The organism is Acinetobacter sp. FDAARGOS_515, from assembly GCF_003938865.1.
Taxonomy (GTDB): Bacteria; Pseudomonadota; Gammaproteobacteria; order Pseudomonadales; family Moraxellaceae; genus Acinetobacter; species Acinetobacter ursingii.
This window is the reverse complement of the sequence record NZ_RKIX01000003.1, coordinates 2,856,152-2,880,950: the sequence shown is the minus strand read 5'-3', so window position 1 is coordinate 2,880,950 and position 24,799 is coordinate 2,856,152. Positions and strand designations below refer to the sequence as shown.

The following is a 24,799-nucleotide window of genomic DNA, read 5'->3' as shown; positions in this document are numbered from 1 at the left end:
TAGCTTGTATATGAAAATTCGGATGTTCAGGGGCATATACAAGTTGATTGATTAATCTCTATCTTTAAGGAATAAAGATGAAAAAACTTATTTTAGCTGCGGTTTGTGCCGCGGCTTCTGGGGCGCTTTTTGCAAATTCTGTAGAAAGTACGACTGAGCAACGAATAAATGCGCTTGAAGCAGAATTACAGCGTTTAAAAACTGAGCTTGAGCTGCAAAAAACTAATCAGCAAAAAATATTGGCTACCAATGCCGAATTAGCTGAGAAAAAAACCGTGCAATCTTCTGATTCTTCGGCAAAAACGGATAAAGCAATACCACCTTCATGGGTTACATGGACTGATAATGTTAAAGTCTACGGAATTGCACGTTTAGATGCAGCCGTTGATTTTCAATCCTCACCGGATACGGGTGGGCGTACAACAAGCAGTATTTATAAAGCACCTTTTGAAAATGATAAACGTGCCAATCATCCGCGTTCAGATGCGATGATTAATGCCAGTCGTTTAGGTGTTTATTTCACTAGCCCAGATAAAAAAGTGACGGGTAATATTGAAGCCGATTTCTTTGATAGCTCGACAATGGGAACTGGTGATGGCAAGTTCCGCATTCGACATGCGTTCTTTACTTATAAAGACTGGACATTTGGTCAGACTTGGTCACTGATGTCAAATATGGAAACCCGTACAGAATCAGTCGACTATACCCAATTTATGGGAACCTCATATACGCGTTTGCCACAAGTACGCTATGACTGGAAAATTGATAACAATCATGATTTAAAAGTTGCACTTGAATATACAAGCTCACGGGTTTCTGCTTTTCCATCTTTAACAGGACGATATACCTATAAAGAAGGTCCGTTGCTTGTGCTTGCTCAAGGTTTTGTCAACGAAAAATCAGCCGATGTTGGCAGAGATGATGTTAAAAAAGTCAGTTGGGGAGCAGGTGGTGGTTTGAAATATCAAATTACGCCAAAACAGTCTTTACAGGCAAACTATCAACATATTGTTGGTGATCAGAAATTTATGCCATATACCACTCAAAATGGTTTGGCCAATGCTCCAAGCTTAAATGCAGCAGGCGATTTCTCATTAAATAAAGACAAAACTGATTTGGTGATGAATACACTGGATTCATTTAATATTGGTTATACCTATAAGTTTAATGAGCAATGGCGTACCAACTGGTCTGCTTCAATCTTTAAATATGATGACAGTAGTGACTATGCTGAATTAAATCAGGATGCCAATGATCGTTTAACCGATTATGCAGCTAACTTATTTTATAGTCCAACAGCGCAAATGGATTTTGGTGTGGAATATCATCTAGGTGAGCGCAAAGTATTTGATGGCAGAACGGCTGACATTTCGCGTGTCAACTTTGTATCGATGTATAAATTTTAAAATCAGCATTTGAGTAAAAAATGTCTAACATGATTCAATCCAGTACAGAACATATGGATATGTCTAAGAGTCTGGTATTTATACTTGCAATGACTTGCGGTATTTGTGCTGGATCGAATTATTATAATCAACCACTGATTTATTCAATCGCACATGCTCTGGGAGTCAATCCAGATCAAGCCGCACTGGTGATCGTAATTGGTCAACTGTCTTATGCGCTAGGTTTGTTTGTATTGGTTCCTATGGGAGATTTTTTTGAAAAAAGGTCATATATTGTTGTACTGATGATCTGTACAGGTCTGGCTCAAATGGGGCTTTCTTTTAGCCCCAATTTGACGACTTTGTATAGCTTGACCTTTCTTTCCACATTCTTTTCAGTTTCTACTCAGGTTCTCGTTCCATTTGCCGCAGGTTTAGCAACACCACAAAAAAGCCCACAAGTCGTGGGAACCCTGATGAGTGGCTTGTTCATGGGAATTTTGTTAGCCCGTTCGATTGCCGGACTGATTTCGACGATCTGGACGTGGCATGCTGTTTATTTATTAAGTGGTTTTATTATTCTTCTGTTTGCCTCGATTGTCTGGTTTAAACTTCCAGTTGCAAAAAAGACAGTTAAATTAAAGGTCTGGCAAATCTACGCATCATTATTTACTTTAGCAGTTCATGAACCACATCTTATACGTCGCGGATTAGTGGGCGGTATTGGTTTTGGTATTTTGGCGCTGATTTTTACCACCATGACATTCTTACTGGCCAATGCACCTTATCATTTTAATGACTTTCAAATAGGACTCTTTGGAATAGTCGGTCTGGCAGGAGTATTTGCAACACCGTGGGCAGGTAAAAAAATTGCACATCAGCAGGAAAATATCACGGCTCTGATTAGTCTGAGTTTGCTTATTCTGGCATGGATTCCCTTATTTTTTGCGCAGAAATTTTTGATCTTATATGCAGTTGGTGTGATTTTAGCCTACTTTGGTTTATCTGCTTTACATGTACTTAATCAAAATCTGGTCTATCGTATTTCTGCACAAGCACGATCTCGAATTAATTCAATTTATATGACGCTGTATTTTGGTGGAGCAGCATTAGGTTCTTTTATTGCAGTTTATACATGGAAACATTCTGGTTGGATTGCCTGTGCCAGTATTGGTTTGGGCATGGCAATTATTAGCTTTGTAATTGATCGTTATGATTTTTATAAAATGAGGCAACCTCATGACAGAAGATTAAGTCACTAAGACTTAATCTTCTAAGGGTTTATTTGCGGATGATCATAAATGTCGCTGAAGCAAATGCATAAATTTTTCCATTGTCATCCACAATTCTACCTTCAGTGGTAATGATATTTCGACCTGCATTAATCAATTCACCATGCGCATAGTAAGCCGTATCTGTCTGCATTGGCCGAATCATTTTGACATTTAAATCTATCGTTCCGTAACCAACATTGGCTTCAAGTACGGAATGCGCTGCACCGCCCGTTGCCGTATCTAGCGCAGTCGCGCAAAAACCACCATGTACACCCCCTTGAACATTTAAATGAGTGTTATTGGGTGTCACTTTATAGATCACTTTACCTTTTGAGGCTTCAATCAACTGCATGGGAAGCGTTTGTGCCATTGGGGAAGACGATACTTCGCCATTTTTGAGTGCGGTTAAAAACTCTAAACCTGTTTGCATGATTCATCCTTGCTGTAAAACATGAAAAATACCTTACTATAAAAATAGTATTTTCGGAATAAAATTTTGCATGACAAAAATTAAATTTCTATTAAATAAATAGGTTTAACTTAAAAAATTCATAACATTTTGTATTTTATTATTTAATTATATTTAAATTTATTTTTGGACTAATAACTATGGAAAATTAAAGCCAAAAAAATGAAATTTGCAGAAATAAATTTTGCAATATGGAATTATTTTAGATATTTTTAACCTATGAGGAGAATAAATTTTGAGAAACTTAAAACATGCTTTTAAGTTGAATAGAAAATCAAGGAAATAGGATATGCCTGTATATAAAGCCCCACAGCGTGATATGCAATTCGTTTTACACGAGATGTTAGAAGTTGAAGAAAACTATCAAAAGTTTCCAAAATATGCAGATCAATTTAATCGCGATTTGATCAATCAGTATTTAGAAGCCGCAGCCGATTTTTGTGAAAATGAAATTGCGCCGATCAACCAAAGTGGTGATCATGAAGGCTGTCATCTGGATCAAGGTGTAGTCAAGACACCAAAAGGTTTTAAAGAAGCCTATCAGAAATATGTCGAATTAGGTTTTACCTCACTGACGGCTGATCCAGTTTATGGGGGGCAGGGTATGCCTACTTTGTTACGGATCGCTATTTCTGAAATGTTATGCGCGTCGAACTGGTCGTGGGCAATGTATCAGGGACTTTCACATGGTGCGATGCGGACATTGGAGCATCATGGCACTGAACAACAAAAGCAAACTTTTTTGACCAAACTGATAGCAGGGATTTGGACGGGGACCATGTGCCTGACTGAATCGCATGCAGGTTCAGATTTGGGTTTGATTCGGACTAAAGCAGAACCTCAGGCAGATGGCAGTTACGCGATTACAGGCGAGAAAATCTTTATCTCAGCAGGTGAGCATGATCTGGCTGAAAATATTGTGCATATTGTTCTGGCTCGTTTGCCTAATGCACCATCAGGGACCAAAGGTATTTCGTTATTTATTGTACCCAAGTTTAATGTCGATGACTCTGGCAACATTCAAGATCGTAATCAGGTGGTGTGTAGCGCGATTGAACACAAAATGGGAATTCATGGCAATGCAACCTGCGTGATGAATTTCGATGCGGCTAAAGGTTATCTGATTGGCCCTGAAAATCGTGGTTTAAATTGCATGTTTACCTTTATGAATACTGCGCGTATTGGTACAGCAGTACAAGGCTTGGCAGCATCTGAAATTGCTTTTCAAGGGGCGCTCAGTTATGCCAAAGAACGTTTAGCCATGCGCGCACTCACAGGCGCTAAACAACCTACACAAAATGCAGATCCAATTATTGTACATCCCGCTGTGCGTAGTATGTTGATGACCCAAAAGGCATTTGCTGAAGGTGGACGTGCCTTGGCATATTTTCTGGCACAACACGCAGATGTTATTGAAAGCTCAAGTGATGAAGCGCAAAAAAAATTATCAGATGAATTACTGGCATTTTTGACACCGATTGCCAAAGCATTTTTAACTGAATCAGGCAATGAATCTGCCAAACATGGGGTCCAGATTTTTGGTGGACATGGTTTCATAGTTGAACATGGCATGGAACAAATTGTTCGAGATGCACGTATTTCTACGCTTTATGAAGGCACCACAGAAATTCAGTCACTCGATTTACTGGCGCGTAAAGTACTCAAATCAGAAGGCAAGTTGCTTAAAAACATGACTGATTTAATTGATCAGTTTGTTGAGGAAAATCAGTCCAATTCAAGTTTAAAAACTTATCTGGATCAATTGTCTAAACTTAAAAACGAATGGCTGGAGATTACCAAGCATATTGCAGTTAAAGCACAGCATAATCCAGAGGAAATCGGAGCAGCTTCAGTCGATTATTTATATTACTCAAGTTATATCGTTTTTGCCTATCTGTGGGCGCGTATGGCAAAAGTTGCGCAACAAAAACTGGATCAAGGCACCACTGAACAGAAGTTTTATGCGGCTAAGCTTAAAACTGCACAATTCTTTTATGACAAGTTATTAAATCGAACTCAGCAGCATGCAGCCTCGATTAAAACCGGCGCTGAATCAGTGATGGCGCTAGATGCAGAAGATTTTGCTTTTTAATCAATGATAAACGTGGAGATGGCGAACATAAAACCATCTCCTCAAACAAGAGTATTGAATATGGATTTTCAACATATTTTGACACATGTCGAGCAACGTGTTGCCTATTTAACGCTGAATCGACCTGAAGTGCTCAATAGTTTTAATGAACAGATGCATCAGGAAGTGGCTCAGATTTTGGCCGAATGGGAAACATCTGAACAGGTCAAGGTGATTGTGATTTCAGGTATGGGCAAAGGCTTTTGTGCAGGACAAGATTTATCTGCCCGAAAACCTGAAGTCATCGAAGATCCAAACTATGATGCGGGTGCATCTTTAGATCGTTATTACAATCCTTTGATTTTAAAAATTGCCAATATGCCTAAAGTGGTTGTTGCAGCAGTCAATGGCGTTGCAGCTGGTGCTGGTGCCAATATAGCATTGGCATGCGATATCGTGGTTGCCAAGCAGTCCGCTTCATTTATACAGTCATTTTCTAAAGTAGGTTTAATTCCTGATGCAGGTGGGACTTGGATTTTACCGCGCTTGGTGGGTCATGCCAGAGCAAAAGCGCTGATGTTGCTTGGAAATAAACTATCGGTTGATAAAGCCTTAGAATGGGGTATGATTTGGGAGGTTTATCCAGATGATGCCTTGCAGCAGCAAGTCAATGCATTGGCTGAGACTTTAGCGATGCAACCTTCGTCATCCATGAAACTTATTAAAAAAGCCTTAAATCTTTCGCAGCAAAACTCGCTTGAACAACAGCTTGATCTTGAGCGAGATTTGCAACGTGAGGCAGGAAAATCATCAAATTATAAAGAAGGCGTGCAGGCATTTATGCAAAAACGTCAGCCTAACTTCGATTAAACTTAAAACGATTTGTGACACCCAATACATGCAAAGGATGCAATCATGTCAAGTTTACAACAACAAGTTTCAGCCAATGAATGGGCTGCCAGATGCCAATTAGCAGCTTTATATCGTTTAATTGCGTATTATCGCATGACCGATTTAATCGACACTCATATTAGTTTACGTGTACCCGATGAGGAAGGTCATTTTTTAATTAACCAATATGGTATTCCTTTTGAAAAAATGACAGCGTCTCATTTAGTCAAAATCGACTATGACGGCAATATTATCGATGAACATGATCAGGGAAAAATGGTCAATGTTGCAGGATTTGTCATTCATTCAGCCATTCATTCAGCACGTCAAGATTTACATTGTGTCATTCATACCCATACCGCTGATGGAATTGCGGTATCTGCACAAAAGCAGGGATTATTGCCGATCTCGCAACATGCCTTAAAGTTTTATAACAAAATCAGCTATCACGACTATGAAGGCGTTGCCTTGTTAACCGAAGAGCGCGAACGTTTAGTTCATGATTTTGGACAAAATCGTGTCATGATTTTGCGTAATCATGGTTTGTTGGCAGCAGGTGATAGTGTACAACGTGCCTTCCATGAAATTTACTTTTTAGAACGCGCTTGTCAGGCACAAATTAAAGCACTTGCTGGTGGTTGTGAGTTAAATATTCCGAGTCAACAGGTTTGTGAACATACTTCAGCACAATTTGAATCCAAAGGCATTGAGCGAATTATTGCAAACGCATGGCATGCTGCATTGTCATTGATTGAACAACAAAAAGAGGAATATTGTTCATGATCGTGATTGCAACCACTGTTCCTAAAGTACAAAAATGGCTTGAAGATGCATTGGCTGAATATGCACCGCAAGAGGCTTATTGTCTGGCACATAGCGAACAAGCTCAACAGGCAACCACCGCAATTTCGTGGTTTCCAGATTTAGATTATCTGGAAACATTGCCAAATCTAAAGCTGATTCATTCTATGGCGGCGGGCGTTGAGCATTTAAATCTAAAACGCATAGGTGACCGCTATGCAGTATGTCGTGTCGTCGATGAATCTCATCAAAAAGGCATGTACGATTATTTGCAATGGTGCGTGCTGTACTATCAGCGTTTTTTCGACGTTTTAATCGAGCAACAGCAGCAGCAACGTTGGAAACAACCACCACAAAAAAACAGTGCAGATATCAAAATTGGCATTATGGGTTTGGGGCAAATGGGCGGTTTTATCGCTGAAAAATTTGCAAAGCTAGGTTATCAGGTTTCAGGTTGGTCGCGTAGTTTAAAGCAAATTGAAGGTGTAACTTGTTTTGCGGGTGATGCACAACGACAGGATTTTCTTACTCAAAGTGAAATTTTGATTAACTTACTTCCTTTGACTGAAGATAATTTTGACATATTAAATGTTGAATTATTTCAACAGCTTCCAAAAGGTGCTTGCATCATCAATTGTGGTCGTGGACAACATCTAAACGAACAGGATTTAATTGCAGCACTGGATTCAGAGCTATTGCGTGGCGCAGTTTTAGATGTGTTTGCAAAAGAACCTTTAGCTCCAGATCATATTTTTTGGCAACATCCTAAAATTCTGGTGACACCACATGTGGCTTCTCATGCACCATGGTCGGCAGTGATTGGACAGATTCTTGAAAATGACCATCGTGTGCAGCAGGGCTTAGCTTTAGTCAATGAAGTGAATGTCATGAAAGGCTATTAAATTTTGCTGTTATCACAATGAAATAAGATGAATGTTAAGCATTCATCTTATTTAAGAGCTATTTTACAAGCTTTATGTCATTTCCACGGTTTTAGATTGCGCTAAAATGTCTGTAGCTTGTTCAATAAAATGTTTGAGATTACCACTCCAGCTTTGTGGTTTATTGGCGATCAGATACGTATTAATTTCACCAATTTGCTCATCGATATCAAAAAACTGTAGCGCATCTTTATAGGATGACTTTTCAATATATGAACGTGGCAATATGGCGTAACCCATACCCAAATGTACACAACTTAAGATGGCATCCAGATTGCCCATTTCAGTGAGTTGTGACGGGGGTAAATCATAACCCTGTAAAAAAGACTCAATGCTTTTTCGATAAAAACAACCCTGACGGATCGCAAGAAAAGGTGTATTTAATAAAACCTTCTTATCTGGAAATGCATGGACTTCTTTAGGACAAATCAAAACTAAATGTTCCGTCCATGCCAGAAGATTATAAAAATCAGGCAGCACTTGCGAACTGGCAATAAAAGCACAGTCAAGATCGCCCTTATAAACGCGGTCAATCAATTCACGTGTTGTACCCGTATTTAAGTGAAGTCTTAATTCAGGCAGTTGTGAAAGTACGTCTTTAAATAACTGGGGTAGACGCGTTGCGGCTGTGGTTTCCATACTCCCAATTTTTAATGGAATGTCATGGCATAATGTTTGATCAGAAAAATGAAATTTAGCTTGTTGATGTAGCTCAATCATTTGCTCTGCATAATGGCGTAATTGTTGACCTGCACTGGTGGGGCGAATCGGAGATTGACGCGACAATAATTCACAGTTTAATTCATCTTCAAGCTTTTTTATATGATTAGTAATATTCGATTGCACCGTATGCAAATGCGTTGCTGCATGGGAAAAACTCCCACATTCCACAACCTTTAAAAAAATTTCCAAAGACTTTAACTGCATTATTTTTCTCTTAGTGTTTCACATCTCAAAACCCAAACTATCGCAAAAATACTATCTCAAAATAAGATACTAACTATCACTATAAATCATTTTACCAGATATAAATAATCGACTTTAATGTATTTAACTTAAACAGAGATTGGTCTATGCAAAATACATCCAGATTGTTTTGGGTGGCATTTCTTTCAAAGTGCCTAGGGATTGGGTTGTTTAGATTTTCATATACCTCGTTGATGCCACTTTTAGTTGAACAAAAATGGTTTACTGCGTCATTTGCCAGTTATTTAAGTAGTGCAAATTTATTGGGTTATCTCATCGGGGCATTATTGGCGCATCCTGCTTCGCGTTATATCCAAGATAAAAAATTAATTAGTATCAGTGCATTTGTAGGATCTCTAAGCCTTTTACTTTGTGCAATTCATGGTTTACCTGAGTTTTTATATATTGTTTTTCGATTATTTTCAGGAATTGCAGGTGCAACTTTAATGGTGCTTGCGCCAAGCTACGCACTAAGGCGGGTAGAGCCTGAAATACGACAACGGCTCAGTATGGTGGCATTTAGTGGGATAGGAGCGGGGGTAGTGATTTCAACATTTATTGTGCCTTATGCTGCCAAAATCAATGTTGGATTAGGATGGTTATTTCTGGGTGTTCTAAGCTTGGTCTTTAGTTTTGTCATTTTTATTGGTTTACAGGGGCAACAAAAGGCGGTACAGACTCATCAGACATACCAGTCAGGCATTTCTTTAGCACCCAAATACGTTCAAATGGCTGGGCTAATCATTGCTGCTTACGCTTTAAGTGCAATTGCCTATATTCCACATAGTTTGTTTTGGATCGATTTTATTAAAAGTGAGTTACATCAAAGTGTTCAATTTTCCAATCAGCAGTGGGCATTTTATGGAATAGGCTCGATGTTAGGAGCAGTATTTGCTTTTTATTGCAGTAAACATTGGCAGATTTCGGGTGCTTTATGGCGTTGTTATTTACTTTATAGTCTTGCTATTTTTATTCCAGTCTATTTCCACCATTTTTATAGCTTAGCGCTTTCTTCTTTTTTAACAGGTTTATTAAATCCTGCTGTGGTTTCTCTTAGTTCAAGTGCTTTATTGAACATATTAGGTACTCATAATCACCAATCCGCATGGAGTATTGCAACCGCAGCATTTGCAACGGCACAGCTTTTAGGCGGTTTGCTGATTAGCTTTTTACATACAAGTGGTGTCATTTACCCACATTTGTTTTTTCTTGGCGCAATGATGATGAGCCTTGGCTTCGTGTGTAGCGTATGTTTTTACATGATTCAGAAACTAAATTCGAGTCAACTGAAGGGGGAAGGTTAATGCATTATTTTCTAGGAACTTTACGTATCATTGTAATATTAGTCATTGCGATGATCTTTCTTATCGCTTTAACAGCATGGGATGATTTTTTTGCCCCTCAACGTCATTTTAGCAATCATCTCGAACATTTTATGCAATAAAAATGCACATGTAAGATATGTAAATAATGAATCTTCGTTTAGCCTAGAGTGTCAGTATTAAATGAAGATTCACATAAACTATCTAAATGTATTTCATCGCTTAAATATTATAGACTGATCCATACTCAAGCAGAAGTTAATCGATTCAGAACATTTGTGTATTTTTTCTAATCGAAACCATAGACGCAATATTTTCTAGAGAAATACAAGAGTTCGATGATCGAACGATAAGTTTAAAATTTGAATTATAAAATATTGCGTAACTCTCTGGCTGTTTCCTGTAATAAAGGCAAAATATGCTGAATTAAGTATTCTTTAGTGGTTCGCATCGTGGGAGAAACAATATTAAGCGCAGCGACAACACGCGACTGTTGTCCATAAATAGGTACAGCTAAGGCATGCACGCCCAGTTCATGCTCTTCACAGGAATAACACCAGCCTTGTTCTTTAATTTCACATAAAAGCTTTAAAAAATCCTGATTATTGGTATGCGTATATTTTGTTAGGCGTTGTAGTGGATGTTGTGATAACCATTCCTGTTGTTCATGGTCATCTAGATAGGCTAAAAGAATTTTTCCTGCTGAGGTTGCATGTGCAGGCAAGCGATTTCCCAAATGAAGCCCATAGGGATTTACCCGATCTGTTTGTTGGTGTGCTGCACTTCTGGCAATGGTAATCGCCTCGTAGCCATCAAGTACCATGACCGAATAGATGAGAGAAGTTTGTGTTGTCAATAAGTTAAGTAAAGGCTGAGAAATTTTTGGAAGATGTGCACCACCAAGATAAGAGCCTGAAAATTTTAATATTTTAGGTGTTAAGTAAAAGTAATGCCCATCGGATTCAAGATAACCGAGATACTCTAAAGTAAGTAAATGGCGTCGTGCAGCTGCCCGAGTCATCCCTGTTTTTTCAGCTGCCATGGTAATGTTTAATCGATGGCGATCCGTACCAAAACTGTCTAAAATCGCCATGCCTTTACCAATTCCAGCAACAAAATCTTCATGACGAATCGTTTTTTTGTTACTTGAATTGTGAAGAATTTTTTCTTCTTTCTCTATTTTTTTATCCATATCTACTGACATTCCTAGCATTTGATACATTCGTCATATTGATTTGCATACTATAACGCTAAAGCCGACCAGATAAATCAGGTTTTGTTCGATAGTCGAACAAATGATTTAATCACCGAACAAAACCTACTAAACTGGTCTGGAACTCAAACAAAAAATTATAAAAAATGATCAGACAAGGGAATCCTACCGAATGACTAAGGAATAGTATTTGAACTTGCATGAAATGTTCTTCCTTAGCCATGTCCTAGTTTTCCACCTTTCTAATTTTGCTTGATGCACAATGGAGTTATCTAAATGATAGATAAAAGTGCAGCGACCCTAACGGAAGCGCTCTCCCAGATTAAAGACGGTGCCACCATTTTAATTGGCGGCTTTGGTACAGCAGGTCAACCCGCTGAACTGATTAATGGTTTAATCGAACTTGGACTGAAAGACCTCACCATCGTCAGCAACAATGCAGGCAATGGCGACTACGGTCTTGCCAAGCTACTCAAAACTGGCGCAGTCAAAAAAATCATCTGTTCATTCCCACGTCAGGCCGACTCATACGTGTTTGATGAACTGTATCGTGCGGGCAAAATCGAACTTGAAATCGTACCGCAGGGCAATCTGGCTTGCCGTATGCAAGCCGCCGGCATGGGACTTGGCCCAATCTACACCCCAACAGGTTTTGGTACATTGTTGGCTGAAGGTAAACCGACCCTTCAATATGACGGCAAAGACTACGTTTTAGAAAATCCCATCAAAGCCGACTTTGCTCTGATTAAAGCGCACAAAGGCGACCGCTGGGGCAATCTGGTCTATCGCAAATCTGCACGTAACTTTGGCCCAATTATGGCGATGGCAGCGGATGTAACCATTGCCCAAGTCAGTGAAGTGGTTGAACTCGGTGAGCTTGATCCAGAAGTGGTCGTGACCCCAGGCATCTTTGTACAACACGTGGTACAGGTACAGCCTGCACCAGTACCTGTTTCAGCATAAGGAGAACGACATGAGTTATCAAAAACTAAGCCGTGACCAGATTGCACAGCGTGTGGCACAAGACATTCCAGAGGGTTCATACGTCAATTTAGGCATTGGATTACCGACCAAAATTGCCAGCTACCTGCCTGCGGACAAAGATGTATTCCTACATTCAGAAAATGGCTTACTGGCGTTTGGCCCACCACCCGCAAAAGGTGAAGAAGATCCAGAACTGATCAATGCAGGTAAAGAATACGTGACCATGCTCAAAGGCGGATGCTTTTTCCATCATGGTGATTCATTCGCGATGATGCGTGGTGGACATCTCGATATTTGCGTATTGGGTGCTTTCCAGATTGCCGCCAATGGCGACCTTGCCAACTGGCATACCGGTGCACCTGATGCGATTCCATCGGTAGGTGGGGCGATGGACTTGGCCGTGGGTGCAAAAAAAGTCTTTGTGACCACGGATCACGTGACTAAAAAAGGCGAACCGAAGATCGTTGCTGAACTGACTTATCCTGCCACAGGGCAAAAATGTGTGGATCGCATCTACACTGATTTATGCATTATCGATGTGACACCAGAAGGTCTAAAAGTGACTGAGAAAGTGGACGGTTTAAGCTTTGAAGAATTACAGAGCTTAACGGGTGCAATGCTGATTGACGCGACACAGGGATAAGGATAACTGAATATGAAAAATGCATACATCGTTGATGCAATCCGTACCCCATTTGGTCGTTATGCAGGTGGTTTAGCACCAGTTCGCGCTGATGACTTGGGTGCAGTGCCAATTACTGCATTGATCGAGCGGAATCCAAGCGTCAACTGGCAACAAGTCGATGACGTGATCTATGGCTGCGCCAATCAGGCAGGCGAAGACAACCGCAACGTAGGACGCATGTCCGCACTGCTTGCAGGTTTACCCGTTGAAGTCCCTGCAACCACAGTGAATCGTTTATGTGGATCATCACTGGATGCGATTGCCATGGCTGCCCGTGCGATTAAAGCAGGTGAAGCTAACTTAATCATTGCAGGTGGTGTCGAAAGCATGAGCCGCGCACCGTATGTGATGGGTAAAGCAGAAGGCGCATTTGGTCGTACTCAAAAGATTGAAGACACCACCATGGGTTGGCGGTTCATCAATCCAAAGCTCAAAGCCATGTATGGTGTCGACAGCATGCCACAAACCGCTGAAAACGTGGCAGAACAGTTCAACATCAACCGTGAAGATCAAGACCAGTTTGCTTATACCAGTCAGCAACGTACTGCGGCAGCACAAGCCAAAGGTTACTTTGCCAAAGAAATCGTGCCTGTCACGATCCCGCAGCGCAAAGGCGATCCGATCATCATCGATACCGATGAACATCCACGTGCATCGACCACTTTAGAAGCTTTAGCCAAACTTAAAGGCGTGGTTAAAGCAGACGGTACAGTGACTGCGGGCAATGCATCTGGCATTAATGATGGTGCAGCGGCATTACTCATTGCTTCTGATGAAGCGATTCAACAATACAACTTAACACCACGTGCCAAAATCATCGCAGCAACCACGGTGGGTGTAGAACCCCGCATTATGGGATTTGCACCAGCACCAGCGATTAAAAAACTATTGAAACAAGCCAACATGACCTTGGAACAGATGGATGTGATTGAGCTGAATGAAGCCTTTGCAGCACAAGCTTTGGCCTGTACCCGTGATTTAGGTCTAAAAGATAGTGATGTACGAGTGAATCCAAATGGTGGTGCGATTGCACTCGGTCATCCACTGGGCGCATCTGGCGCGCGTTTGGTGACTACAGCACTGAATCAGCTTGAACAAACGGGTGGTAAGTATGCGCTATGTTCAATGTGTATCGGTGTCGGTCAGGGCATTGCCTTGATTATTGAGCGGGTTTAAGGAAAGTCATCATGAGCCAGTTATATGCCAGCTTGTTTTACCAAAAAGAGGTGACTGAAATTTTCAGTGACCGCGCTTTAGTGTCATATATGGTTGAAGCTGAAGTAGCACTGGCGCAAGCACAGGCACAGGTTGGGGTGATTCCTCAATCTGCTGCTGATGTGATTGAGCGTACTGCAAAAACAGCATTGGAACACATTGATTTTGATGCTTTGGCAACCGCAACAGGTTTGGCAGGAAATATTGCCATTCCATTTGTAAAACAGTTGACTGCCATCGTCAAACAAGTGGATGAAGATGCTGCGCGATATGTACATTGGGGTGCAACCAGTCAGGATATTTTGGATACAGCCTGTATTTTGCAGTGTCGCGATGCACTGACCATTGTACAAAATCAAGTTCAGCAGTGTTATGACACCGCTTTGTCTCAAGCCCAAACTTATCGTTATCAAGTAATGATGGGTCGCACATGGTTGCAACAGGCTTTACCGATTACTTTAGGTCATAAACTGGCACGTTGGGCTTCAGCTTTTAAACGTGATCTGGATCGTATGGATGCCATGGAAGCGCGTGTTTTAACCGCACAACTGGGTGGTGCTGTAGGTTCATTGGCTTCATTGCAGAATCAAGGCTCAATGGTTGTGAATGCTTATGCACAGCAATTAAACCTGACTGCGGCAGCATGTACTTGGCATGGTGAACGTGATCGTATCGTCGAGATTGCCAGTGTACTTGGCATGATCACAGGTAACGTAGGAAAAATGGCGCGTGACTGGTCGCTCATGATGCAGACTGAGATTGCAGAAGTTTTTGAGCCAACAGCCAAAGGTCGCGGTGGTTCATCAACAATGCCACATAAACGTAATCCAGTTGCAGCAGCATCGGTGTTGGCTGCTGCCAATCGTGTTCCAGCACTCATGTCGAGCATTTATCAAAGTATGGTGCAAGAGCATGAGCGCAGTTTAGGCGGTTGGCATGCAGAATGGTTGTGTTTACCTGAAATTTTTCAACTCACCGCAGGTGCATTAGAGCGCACTTTGGATGTACTGCAAGGCATGGAAGTCCATGCGGATAACATGCATCGCAATATCGAGTGTACCCATGGGCTGATTATGGCTGAAGCGGTGATGATGGCTTTGGCACCGCATATGGGGCGTCTTAATGCGCATCATGTGGTGGAAGCTGCATGCAAAAAAGCGGTTGCAGAACAGACACATTTAAAAGATGTAATTTCAAACATTGACGACGTGAAGCAATATTTTAATGCCTCACAACTTGATGAAATTTTTAAACCTGAGTCATATCTGGGCAATATTCAAGACCAGATCGACGCAGTATTGCAGGAAGCAAAAGGAGTGGCAAAATGAGCGTACATAACAGCATCATGATGACCAATCGTCAAGGCAAAACATTATCTGTCCAGATCAATGGGCCTGAAAATGCGCCTGCAATCGTATTTTCAAACTCATTGGGTACAGATCATGGGATGTGGCAAGCACAAGTTGCTGCATTAAAAAGCCAGTATCGAGTTGTAACTTATGACACCCGTGGTCATGGTCAAAGTGATGTCATTGAAAATACAACACTACAAAATCTGGGTGAAGATGTCATCGATATTTTGGATGCACTCAACATTGAAAAAGCACATTTTTGTGGGATTTCAATGGGCGGTATGACTGCACTCTGGTTAGGTATTTATCAAGCTGAACGCTTTAATAGCATCACTGTGGCGAATTCTGCTGCCAAAATCTGGACAGTCGAGGGCTGGAATGCACGAGCTGATGCCGTTGAAGTAAACGGTTTGACTGATTTGGTTACATCCACACATACGCGTTGGTTCAGCGATAAGTTTGATTATCAAAATAATGATTTGGCACAACAAACCATTCAGAGTCTGGCCAATACACCAGCTCAAGGTTATGCCAACGCCTGTCGTGCTTTGGCAACGGCGGATGTACGTGAACAACTTGCATCGATTGCAATTCCAACTTTGATTATTGCAGGAGCTGCTGACCCTGTAACTACAGTTGCAGATGGTGAATTTATGCAACAGCACATCAAAGAAAGTCAGCTTTATATCATTGAAGCTTCTCATCTTTCCAATATTGAACAACCTGAAGCCTTTACTCAAGTCTTCAGTCAATTTATTGAGTCTATTCAGTAGTTTAGATATTTAAAAGGACTTTAGGCCTTAGGAGGCAAATATGGCGTCTCAGGATTACGCTACTTCAAAAACGAGTTTAGATGCACAGGCACTGATCAATGATGCTCCTTTAAGTAAGTATCAGTGGTTGATCGCAATTGTTTGTTTTCTCATTGTTTTTGTTGATGGTATTGATACTGCTGCAATGGGCTTTATTGCACCTGCATTGGCTCAGGATTGGGGTGTTGATCGCTCTCAACTTGGCCCTGTGATGAGTGCTGCATTGGGCGGGATGATTATCGGTGCGCTGGTTTCTGGCCCAACCGCTGACCGTTTTGGTCGAAAAATCGTTTTGTCAGTTTCGATGCTGATTTTTGGTGGTTTTACGCTGGCTTGTGCTTATTCAACCAATCTGGATAGTTTGGTGGTTTTCCGTTTTTTGACAGGCATCGGGCTTGGTGCAGCCATGCCAAATGCCACCACATTATTTTCTGAGTATTGCCCAGCGCGCGTGCGTTCACTTTTAGTGACCTGCATGTTTTGTGGTTATAACTTGGGCATGGCAATGGGGGGGTTCATTAGTAGCTGGCTGATTCCAGCCCATGGTTGGCATAGCCTATTTTTATTAGGTGGCTGGGCGCCTCTAATCTTAATGCTTCTGGTGATTTTCTGTCTGCCTGAATCTTATCGCTTCTTAATTGTAAAAGGCGGCAATAACGAAAAAGTACGTCAGATTTTGACACGTATTGCACCACAACAAGTACAAGGCGTCACTGAATTTCATGTACCTGAAGAAAAAGCCAATGCAGGTGATAAAAAAGGCGTGTTCGGCATGCTGTTTTCACCAAAATATGTCAAAGGTACTGTTTTACTTTGGCTGACTTACTTCATGGGTTTAGTTGTTATTTACCTGTTGACCAGTTGGTTGCCAACACTCATGCGTGAAACGGGTGCATCGCTTGAACGCGCAGCATTTATCGGTGGTTTATTCCAATTTGGTGGTGTACTCAGTGCGCTGTTCATTGGCTGGGCAATGGATAGATTTAATCCAAACCGTATTATTGCTGGCTTTTATTTAGCTGCTGGTATTTTTGCCCTAATTGTAGGTCAAAGCTTATCTAATCCTACCTTACTTGCTCTATTTATTCTGTGTGCTGGTATTGCGGTCAATGGCGCGCAATCTTCTATGCCTGTACTCAGCGCTCGTTTCTACCCAACTCAATGTCGTGCGACAGGTGTTGCATGGATGTCAGGTATTGGTCGTTTTGGCGCAGTATTTGGTGCATGGATCGGTGCGGTTCTGTTAGGTAATAACTGGTCATTTACCATGATCCTGAGCATGTTGTTTATTCCTGCCGCCGCTGCCGCTGTTGCAATCTTTGTTAAATCTGTTGTTGCACATACGGATGCAACTTGATCTGAGGTTTCTCTAATGAATGATGAACAACGTTATAAACAAGGACTTGAAGTCCGCACTGAAGTTCTAGGTGAAAAGCACGTCAACCGTTCACTTGAGAACCTGAATGACTTCAACTCAGATTTTCAAAATTTTATTAGCCGTTATGCATGGGGTGAAGTCTGGTCTCGTCCAGGTCTACCACGTCATACACGCAGTCTGATTACGATGGGTATTTTGCTTGCGCTAGGACGTGAAGCAGAGCTGCGTATGCATATTCGCGCTTGTTTCAACAACGGCGTAACTAAAGATGAACTTAAGGAATTATTTCTTCATTCATCACTTTACGCAGGCTTACCCGCAGCAAATGCCGCCATGCATATGGCAGAAGAAGTTTTTGTAGAGCTAGGGATTGGCTCAGACCAAGACGGTCAACAGTAACGGTTCAAGGATTTTACTTTTTAAAGGAGAGATATCATGTCTCAAATTATTTGGGGAGCTTACGCTCAGCGTAATACAGATGACCATCCGCCAGCATATACACCCGGCTATAAAACCAGTGTATTACGCTCGCCTAAGAATGCGCTCATTTCAATTGTGGAAACATTGACAGAAGTCACTGCACCTCATTTTAGTGCTGACAAATTTGGCCCTAAAGACAATGATTTGATTTTGAACTATGCCAAAGATGGTTTGCCAATTGGTGAACGTGTCATTGTTCATGGTTATGTACGTGACCAGTTTGGTCGTCCTGTAAAAAATGCACTTGTAGAAGTCTGGCAAGCCAATGCTTCTGGTCGTTATCGTCATCCAAATGACCAATACATTGGTGCGATGGACCCTAACTTTGGTGGTTGTGGTCGTATGTTGACTGACAGTAATGGTTATTACGTCTTCCGTACGATTAAACCGGGTCCATATCCGTGGCGTAACCGTATCAATGAATGGCGTCCTGCGCATATTCACTTCTCATTAATTGCAGATGGTTGGGCGCAGCGTCTGATTTCACAGTTCTATTTTGAAGGCGATACATTAATTGATTCTTGTCCAATCCTGAAAACCATTCCTTCAGAACAACAACGTCGTGCATTAATCGCTTTGGAAGACAAGAGCAATTTTATCGAAGCTGATAGCCGTTGTTATCGCTTTGACATCACGCTGCGTGGTCGTCGTGCGACTTACTTCGAAAATGACTTAACTTAATGGATGGAGTAAATAACATGAATGGTTGGAATTTTCAGGAACTCAAAGAAACCCCATCTCAAACAGGTGGGCCGTACGTACATATTGGTCTTTTACCTAAACAAGCCAATATCGAAGTGTTTGAACACAATCTGGATAACAATCTTGTGCAGGAAAATACACAAGGTGAACGTATCCGTTTGCAAGGTCAGGTATTTGATGGTCTAGGTTTACCGCTACGCGATGTTTTAATTGAAATCTGGCAAGCAGATGCAAACGGCGTGTATCCAAGTCAGGCTGATTCTCAAGACAAACAAGCCGATCCAAACTTTTTGGGTTGGGGGCGCACAGGTGCTGATTTTAATACAGGCTTTTGGAGTTTCAATACCATTAAGCCGGGCGCTGTTCCGGGGCGTAAAGGCTCCATTCAGGCGCCGCATATTGCACTGATTATTTTTGCACGTGGCATCAACATCGGGCTAAACACGCGTGTTTATTTTGATGATGAAGCAGAAGCCAATGCCAAAGATCCAGTATTGAATAGCATTGAATGGGCGACTCGTCGTCAAACGCTGATTGCTAAACGTGAAGAGCGTGATGGTGAAATCGTATACCGTTTTGACATCCGAATTCAGGGTGAAGATGAAACTGTCTTTTTTGATATTTAATGATGGAATCAACTGTACGTCTTTGGCGTACAGTTCTCTTGGTTTACAAGGAAACGTAAATGTTTAATACCAATAAACTCGTTAAACAACTTTGCATCAGTGGCGCATTATTCATGTCTTTGCCTTTTGCATCAGTTCATGCTGTAGAAGCAACGACAGCGCCTGCACATGCATCCTATATTGTAAAAAATCTTAATATTGGTGAATTACCAGTCAAAACTATTGTGCCGATTACTGCAAAAACCAAAGAGCAGGCAATCGCACAAGCTAAAGTGATTGCAGCCAACAAAGATGCAGATATTGCAGAATTTCGTATTGACTTGCTTGAATTTGCAAGCGATAGCAAACAGGTGATTGCCTTAGGTCAAGAACTGAACCAGATTTTAAAAGATAAGCCTTTACTTGCCACCATTCGTACTGCGAATGAAGGCGGAAAGTTGCAAGTAACGGATCAAGACTATGAAAATATCTACAGTGAATATCTGAAAAAACCATTCATGCAATTGCTGGATATTGAGATGTTCCGTGATCCAGCAGCGGTTGCCAAATTGACCAAGCTTGCACACCAGAAAAAAGTACTGGTTGTGATGTCAAACCACGACTTTGACAAAACACCAAGTGAGCAGGAAATTGTCAGCCGATTGCTGAAACAGGATCAAATGGGGGCTGATATTTTAAAAATTGCAGTGATGCCAAAATCCAAGCAAGACGTATTTACCTTGATGAATGCTACCTTAAAAGTCAGTGAGCAAAGTAAAAAGCCACTTTTGACCATGTCGATGGGGCGTTTAGGCACGATTTCTCGTATCGCGACTGCCAATATGGGCGGTAGCTTAAGCTTTGGCATGATTGGTGAGGCTTCAGCACCGGGACAAATTGATGTCACTCAACTCAAACAATTCCTTAAAACGGTTCAACCTACACCTTAACAAGACAGGGAACATGTCATGAAATTAACTTCTTTACGCCTATCTTTATTGGCGCTGGGCTTGGTAACTTCTGGTTTTGCAGCGGCAGAAACTTATGTCGTTGATCGTTATCAGGATGACAATGAAAAAGGTTCTTTGCGCTGGGCGATTGAACAATCCAACGCTAACGCAGCTCAGGAAAATCAGATCCTGATTCAAGCGGTGGGTAAAGCCCCTTATGTGATTAAAGTTAATCAACCATTACCACCGATCAAGTCCTCTGTAAAAATTATAGGGACAGAGTGGGATAAAACAGGTGAGTTTATTGCCATTGATGGTTCAAACTACATTAAAGGTGAAGGTGCTAAAGCTTGTCCTGGGGCAAATCCTGAACAGTATGGTACCAATGTTCGTACCATGACTTTACCCGGTCTGGTTCTACAAGACGTGAATGGGGTAACTCTTAAAGGTCTGGATGTTCATCGCTTCTGTATTGGGGTTTTGGTAAACCGTTCAAGTAACAACCTGATTCAGCATAACCGCATTAGCAATAACTATGGCGGAGCGGGTGTCATGATCACGGGAGATGACGGAAAGGGCAATCCAACTTCAACCACGACCAACAATAATAAAGTGCTAGACAATCAATTTATCGACAATGGTGATGGATTAGAGCTCACACGTGGCGCAGCATTTAACCTGATTGCCAATAATCTATTTACTTCCACCAAAGCCAATCCTGAGCCATCACAAGGGATTGAAATCCTTTGGGGTAACGACAATGCCGTTGTAGGAAACAAATTTGAAAACTATTCAGATGGTTTGCAAATTAACTGGGGCAAACGTAACTACATTGCGTATAACGAGTTAACCAATAACTCATTAGGATTCAATCTGAACCGTACCGGGTTTGTCGGAGACTTTTTTATTTAAGTTAGGCCACCTGACCTAACGGATTAATCTTATCATAGTACATTGCTTCAAACTCAAAAGGCGATACATAACCCAGTGCACTGTGTACACGCTTTTTGTTGAACCAATCTACCCAATTTAATGTCGCAAGTTGTACATCCGCTAAACCTTGCCAATCTGCTTTTAAATATTCAATCACCTCTGTTTTGTATAAGCCATTCACCGTTTCAGCCAAAGCATTATCGTATGAATCACCTGTCGTACCGACTGATGCTCGTAAATTTGCTGCTTCTAAACGATTGGTATAGCGAATAGAAAGATATTGAACACCTCTATCGGAATGATGAATTACATTCTTTGGCATGCCTCGATCGTGCAATGCTTGCTCCAATGCATCGAGCACCATATCTGTATTCATCCGTGTAGATACTTTCCATCCAACAATTGCTCGCGAGAACACATCAATAATAAATGCAGTGTAGACCCAGCCAGAATTGGTTTGAATATACGTAAAGTCACTGACCCATAATTGGTCAGGTCGATCAGCACTAAAATTCCGTTTCACTAAATCATCTGCTCGTTTTTGATCATCTCGGCTGCGGGTAGTTTGTTTGTTCTTACCACGCCAAACACCTTGTATATCTAGCTTCTGCATCAATCGAGCAACTGTACAACGTGCAATAACATAGCCTTCACGTTTCAATTTTTGCCAGACTTTACGTACACCATATCGACCTGAACTTTCTTTCCAAATACGTTTGATTTGTTCTGCATGATGTAAATCATGCTGAGCACGTTTCGCTCGATGTTCTGGGTTATCAACGAGATCTAAAGCCCGATAATAGGTCGAAGCTGCAATCGGTAAAATTCTACAAATCGCTTCAACACCATATCGATCTTTATTGTTATGGATAAAATCCACCATTATTTGTGTGGGCGGTCGAGCTCCGCCTGGGCGAAAAAAGCGGCTGCTTTACGTAGAATTTCATTGGCACGTTTTAATTCTTTAATTTCACGTTCCATTTGCTTCATTTTTTCTTGGTCAGATATCTGTTGTACTTTGGCAGGATTTAGTTGATCCATATGCTTTAAATACCAAACACGCAATGTTTCAGGAGTACAACCAATCTTAGGTGCAATAGCTGTGATTGCTGCCCAAGTAGAAGGATAATCTTTTTCAGATTCAATTAGTAATTGAACCGCTCTTTCTCTAATTTCGGGGGTATAGTTTGGTTTTTTCATCGGAATAGTCTCTCAGAATATTGACCCTCCGACAAACCCGGTACGGTTCAATCTGACAGGTGATGGCAATATCTTTGACAGCAACAAAGTACATGGCAATCGTATCGGTATCGCGATCCGTTCTGAAAAAGATGCCAATGCACGTACGACTTTGACCAAAAACCAGATTTGGGACAATGGCAAAGACATTAAACGTTGTGAAGCGGGTGGTTCCTGTGTTCCGAATCAGCGTCTTGGTGCGATCGTATTTGGCGTTCCTGCACTTGAACACGAGGGCTTTGTCGGTTCGCGTGGTGGCGGTGTGGTGATTGAGCCCGCAAAACTTCAAAAAACCTGTACGCAGCCGAATCAACAAAACTGTAATGCTATTCCAAATCAGGGCATTCAGGCACCTAAACTTACGCTCAATAAAAAACAGTTGAGCATTGAAGTTAAAGGAACACCAAACCAGCGTTATCACGTTGAGTTTTTTGGAAATCGCAATGCTTCTTCATCTGAGGCTGAGCAATATCTGGGTTCAATGGTGGTAATGACAAATGCACAAGGTGTTGCAAAAGCTAACTGGACACCAAAAACGGTAATGCCTTCTATTACAGCCAATGTCACGGATCATTTGGGTGCAACATCTGAATTAAGTCCTGCGGTTCAGCTCAAATAACAAAATTAAGGATAAAGCGGTGTCTTCGCTTTGAAGACACCCAGATTAGAAAGGAAAGAATATGCATCATTTTTTTAAATTGGGTTTGATTTCAACAGCAGTATTAAGCAGTCAGATTGCACTGGCGAATGAGTTTTGGTCGCAAGATCGCCAATGGTTATTGGGGGATTGGGGCGGTGAACGTCAGCAACTCGAAAACAAAGGTTATAAATTTACAGCGTCGATTATGAGTCAGGCTGCGACCAATCTTGATGGTGGTTACAATGACAGTAATACCCTTGAAAATGCGGGGCAGCTTACTTTAGGTGCAAATTTTGATTTAAATAAAATTGCGGGTTGGGAAGATACGACTGCGGCGATCATGATTACCAAACGTGACGGGAATGCCTTAACACTTGAGCGCATTAAAGATCCACGTTCAAGCGCCTTAGGGAATAGTCAGGAAATTTACGGACGCGGAAAAATCTGGCGCTTAACTCAGGCATGGATCAAAAAAGGTTTTGATGACAATACCGTTCAAGTCAAAATTGGTCGTATGGGCATGTCAGATGATTTCAACAGCTCACAATGCGAATTTCAAAATCTTTTACTTTGTGGTGGGCAGCTTGGAAAATCGATTGGTTCGATCTGGTACAACTGGCCAGTGGGACTTTGGGGCGCAAATGTAAAATACCAATTTGCACCTGAATGGACGTTGGGTCTGGGTGTATATGAGGTCAATCCTGATAATGTCAAAACCCAATCAAATAGCGATGGCTTTAATCTTGATATGAATAATGTCAAAGGTGCAACCATTCCAGTGGAATTAGCATGGAAACCTAAACTTCGTGCATTTAACGGTTTGCCAGGCGAATACAAGATAGGGGCTTTGTACTCAACCGCAGATGCCAATGATGTGGGTACAGCAGGTAAAGAGCATAGTGGCAAGCACAGCTTCTGGATTAATACACAACAGCAGTTAACTCAGCGTGAAAATGATCCAAAACGTGGCTTATTTTTGAGCTTTAATGGTGTCCTCAACGATAAAGCGACAACAACGGTACAAAGTACCCAGCAAATTGCTGTTTGGTACAAAGGTGTTTTCGATAGCCGTCCAAACGATTCGATTGGTTTTGGTTTAGCCAACTATTTGGTGAATGATCGTGCCCGTGATCGTCAAATCGCAACTAACGAAAGTCGCGGCTATTATGAATATGATGCATTTGCAACCAACTATATTCCAATTCAACGTGACGAACTCAATGTTGAACTAAATTATACCTACCAATGGTCGCCAGCCGTAATGCTACGCCCAAATATCCAGTATATCCATCAACCTGCGGGTGTCAAAGAGGTCGATGATGCGTGGGTTGCAGGTTTAACTATGCGTTTAAATTTCTAACAATATCGAGATTTTAATAAAAAATATTGATTAAAATATAAGCATGATATTGTTGGATTTAAGCATTATTCGAACAGCTAAAGCGGTGAAAACCACTTTAGCTGAATGTGTTTATACATAACAGTGACGAT

Annotated in this window: 23 protein-coding genes, 2 pseudogenes and 1 other annotated feature; of the genes and pseudogenes, 21 read left to right on the top strand and 4 right to left on the bottom strand. The window is 41.4% G+C overall.

Annotated features, from left to right (window positions below):
• Nucleotides 1-77 precede the first annotated feature (77 nt).
• On the top strand, nucleotides 78-1,406 hold the full coding sequence (gene dcaP, locus EGS47_RS15435; protein WP_119686876.1) for an outer membrane trimeric porin-like protein DcaP: 1,329 nt from the start codon (nucleotides 78-80) through the stop codon (nucleotides 1,404-1,406).
• A 29-nt stretch (nucleotides 1,407-1,435) separates the two neighbouring features.
• Nucleotides 1,436-2,647, top strand: coding sequence for an MFS transporter (locus EGS47_RS15430; protein WP_370685029.1), 1,212 nt, complete (start codon nucleotides 1,436-1,438; stop codon nucleotides 2,645-2,647).
• A gap of 19 nt (nucleotides 2,648-2,666) precedes the next feature.
• Here the strand turns inward: EGS47_RS15430 and EGS47_RS15425 are convergent, their stop codons facing one another.
• Complete coding sequence (locus EGS47_RS15425) at nucleotides 2,667-3,089, bottom strand: PaaI family thioesterase (protein ID WP_119686875.1); 423 nt, start codon at nucleotides 3,087-3,089, stop codon at nucleotides 2,667-2,669.
• A 328-nt stretch (nucleotides 3,090-3,417) separates the two neighbouring features.
• Here EGS47_RS15425 and EGS47_RS15420 point away from each other — a divergent pair, with 328 nt between their 5' ends.
• The 4 genes from EGS47_RS15420 to EGS47_RS15405 are packed head-to-tail and all read left to right on the top strand — an operon-like array spanning nucleotide 3,418 to nucleotide 7,793.
• Nucleotides 3,418-5,220 (top strand): acyl-CoA dehydrogenase C-terminal domain-containing protein, encoded by a 1,803-nt coding sequence (locus tag EGS47_RS15420; protein ID WP_119686243.1) that lies wholly within the window; start codon nucleotides 3,418-3,420, stop codon nucleotides 5,218-5,220.
• Nucleotides 5,221-5,280: 60 nt separating this feature from the next.
• The gene (paaG, locus tag EGS47_RS15415; protein WP_119686242.1) at nucleotides 5,281-6,069 is read left to right on the top strand and encodes a 2-(1,2-epoxy-1,2-dihydrophenyl)acetyl-CoA isomerase PaaG; all 789 of its coding nucleotides are present in this window, start codon (nucleotides 5,281-5,283) and stop codon (nucleotides 6,067-6,069) included.
• Between the two features lie 45 nt (nucleotides 6,070-6,114).
• Nucleotides 6,115-6,873 carry a class II aldolase/adducin family protein gene (locus EGS47_RS15410; RefSeq protein WP_119686241.1) on the top strand — a complete coding sequence of 253 codons (759 nt, stop codon included), beginning with the start codon at nucleotides 6,115-6,117 and terminating at the stop codon, nucleotides 6,871-6,873.
• The gene (locus tag EGS47_RS15405) at nucleotides 6,870-7,793 is read left to right on the top strand and encodes a 2-hydroxyacid dehydrogenase (RefSeq protein ID WP_119686240.1); all 924 of its coding nucleotides are present in this window, start codon (nucleotides 6,870-6,872) and stop codon (nucleotides 7,791-7,793) included. Before EGS47_RS15410 ends, EGS47_RS15405 begins: the two co-directional genes overlap by 4 nt.
• A 72-nt stretch (nucleotides 7,794-7,865) precedes the next feature.
• Here EGS47_RS15405 and EGS47_RS15400 read toward each other — a convergent pair whose 3' ends face one another.
• Nucleotides 7,866-8,759 (bottom strand): LysR family transcriptional regulator, encoded by an 894-nt coding sequence (locus tag EGS47_RS15400; RefSeq protein ID WP_119686239.1) that lies wholly within the window; start codon nucleotides 8,757-8,759, stop codon nucleotides 7,866-7,868.
• 146 nt (nucleotides 8,760-8,905) lie between these two features.
• Here EGS47_RS15400 and EGS47_RS15395 point away from each other — a divergent pair, with 146 nt between their 5' ends.
• Both EGS47_RS15395 and EGS47_RS18455 read left to right on the top strand, forming a co-directional pair.
• Entirely contained in the window at nucleotides 8,906-10,102 is a 1,197-nt protein-coding gene (locus EGS47_RS15395; RefSeq protein WP_119686238.1) for a YbfB/YjiJ family MFS transporter, read from the top strand.
• Nucleotides 10,102-10,242 (top strand): hypothetical protein, encoded by a 141-nt coding sequence (locus EGS47_RS18455; RefSeq protein ID WP_004987690.1) that lies wholly within the window; start codon nucleotides 10,102-10,104, stop codon nucleotides 10,240-10,242. The genes EGS47_RS15395 and EGS47_RS18455 overlap by 1 nt, the downstream gene beginning before the upstream one ends.
• Nucleotides 10,243-10,487: 245 nt before the next feature.
• Here EGS47_RS18455 and pcaU read toward each other — a convergent pair whose 3' ends face one another.
• Complete coding sequence (gene pcaU / locus EGS47_RS15390; RefSeq protein WP_119686244.1) at nucleotides 10,488-11,300, bottom strand: IclR family transcriptional regulator PcaU; 813 nt, start codon at nucleotides 11,298-11,300, stop codon at nucleotides 10,488-10,490.
• 309 nt (nucleotides 11,301-11,609) lie between these two features.
• On the opposite strand from pcaU, the gene EGS47_RS15385 reads away from it, so the two are divergent.
• The 11 genes and pseudogenes from EGS47_RS15385 to EGS47_RS15335 form a co-directional block, all read left to right on the top strand.
• Nucleotides 11,610-12,296, top strand: coding sequence for a 3-oxoacid CoA-transferase subunit A (locus EGS47_RS15385; protein WP_119686237.1), 687 nt, complete (start codon nucleotides 11,610-11,612; stop codon nucleotides 12,294-12,296).
• A 10-nt stretch (nucleotides 12,297-12,306) separates the two neighbouring features.
• Nucleotides 12,307-12,960 (top strand): 3-oxoadipate CoA-transferase subunit B CatJ, encoded by a 654-nt coding sequence (catJ, locus tag EGS47_RS15380; protein WP_119686236.1) that lies wholly within the window; start codon nucleotides 12,307-12,309, stop codon nucleotides 12,958-12,960.
• A 12-nt stretch (nucleotides 12,961-12,972) separates the two neighbouring features.
• A complete protein-coding gene (gene pcaF / locus EGS47_RS15375) occupies nucleotides 12,973-14,178 on the top strand; it encodes a 3-oxoadipyl-CoA thiolase (protein WP_119686235.1) in 1,206 nt (401 codons plus the stop codon).
• A gap of 11 nt (nucleotides 14,179-14,189) precedes the next feature.
• Entirely contained in the window at nucleotides 14,190-15,545 is a 1,356-nt protein-coding gene (gene pcaB, locus EGS47_RS15370) for a 3-carboxy-cis,cis-muconate cycloisomerase (protein WP_119686234.1), read from the top strand.
• Complete coding sequence (gene pcaD / locus EGS47_RS15365; RefSeq protein WP_119686233.1) at nucleotides 15,542-16,342, top strand: 3-oxoadipate enol-lactonase; 801 nt, start codon at nucleotides 15,542-15,544, stop codon at nucleotides 16,340-16,342. The genes pcaB and pcaD overlap by 4 nt, the downstream gene beginning before the upstream one ends.
• 40 nt (nucleotides 16,343-16,382) lie before the next feature.
• Nucleotides 16,383-17,738, top strand: a complete 1,356-nt coding sequence (locus tag EGS47_RS15360; protein ID WP_125269766.1) for an MFS transporter — start codon at nucleotides 16,383-16,385, stop codon at nucleotides 17,736-17,738.
• 15 nt (nucleotides 17,739-17,753) lie between these two features.
• Nucleotides 17,754-18,158: a 4-carboxymuconolactone decarboxylase gene (pcaC, locus tag EGS47_RS15355; RefSeq protein WP_119686231.1), complete on the top strand. Its 405-nt coding sequence runs from the start codon at nucleotides 17,754-17,756 to the stop codon at nucleotides 18,156-18,158.
• 36 nt (nucleotides 18,159-18,194) lie between these two features.
• Nucleotides 18,195-18,920 (top strand): protocatechuate 3,4-dioxygenase subunit beta, encoded by a 726-nt coding sequence (gene pcaH / locus EGS47_RS15350; RefSeq protein WP_119686230.1) that lies wholly within the window; start codon nucleotides 18,195-18,197, stop codon nucleotides 18,918-18,920.
• Between the two features lie 17 nt (nucleotides 18,921-18,937).
• Entirely contained in the window at nucleotides 18,938-19,567 is a 630-nt protein-coding gene (gene pcaG, locus EGS47_RS15345; protein ID WP_119686229.1) for a protocatechuate 3,4-dioxygenase subunit alpha, read from the top strand.
• A gap of 59 nt (nucleotides 19,568-19,626) precedes the next feature.
• Nucleotides 19,627-20,496: a type I 3-dehydroquinate dehydratase gene (gene aroD, locus EGS47_RS15340; RefSeq protein ID WP_119686228.1), complete on the top strand. Its 870-nt coding sequence runs from the start codon at nucleotides 19,627-19,629 to the stop codon at nucleotides 20,494-20,496.
• Nucleotides 20,497-20,514: 18 nt separating this feature from the next.
• Nucleotides 20,515-21,396, top strand: a pseudogene (locus EGS47_RS15335) (right-handed parallel beta-helix repeat-containing protein); the annotation flags it as partial.
• Between the two features lie 13 nt (nucleotides 21,397-21,409).
• Here EGS47_RS15335 and EGS47_RS15330 read toward each other — a convergent pair.
• Nucleotides 21,410-22,629 (bottom strand): IS3 family transposase gene (locus EGS47_RS15330; protein WP_125269079.1). Its coding sequence is split into 2 segments (ribosomal slippage): nucleotides 21,410-22,353 and nucleotides 22,353-22,629, totalling 1,221 coding nucleotides; the frame shifts between segments, so codons are not numbered across the junction.
• Nucleotides 22,238-22,354 (bottom strand) — a sequence feature (AL1L pseudoknot). Its footprint overlaps the gene before it by 117 nt.
• Before the next feature lie 34 nt (nucleotides 22,630-22,663).
• On the opposite strand from EGS47_RS15330, the pseudogene EGS47_RS15320 reads away from it, so the two are divergent.
• Nucleotides 22,664-23,287 (top strand): annotated as a pseudogene (locus tag EGS47_RS15320) (3-dehydroshikimate dehydratase); the annotation flags it as partial.
• 61 nt (nucleotides 23,288-23,348) lie between these two features.
• A complete protein-coding gene (locus EGS47_RS15315; protein WP_049174173.1) occupies nucleotides 23,349-24,668 on the top strand; it encodes a carbohydrate porin in 1,320 nt (439 codons plus the stop codon).
• Nucleotides 24,669-24,799: the final 131 nt, after the last annotated feature.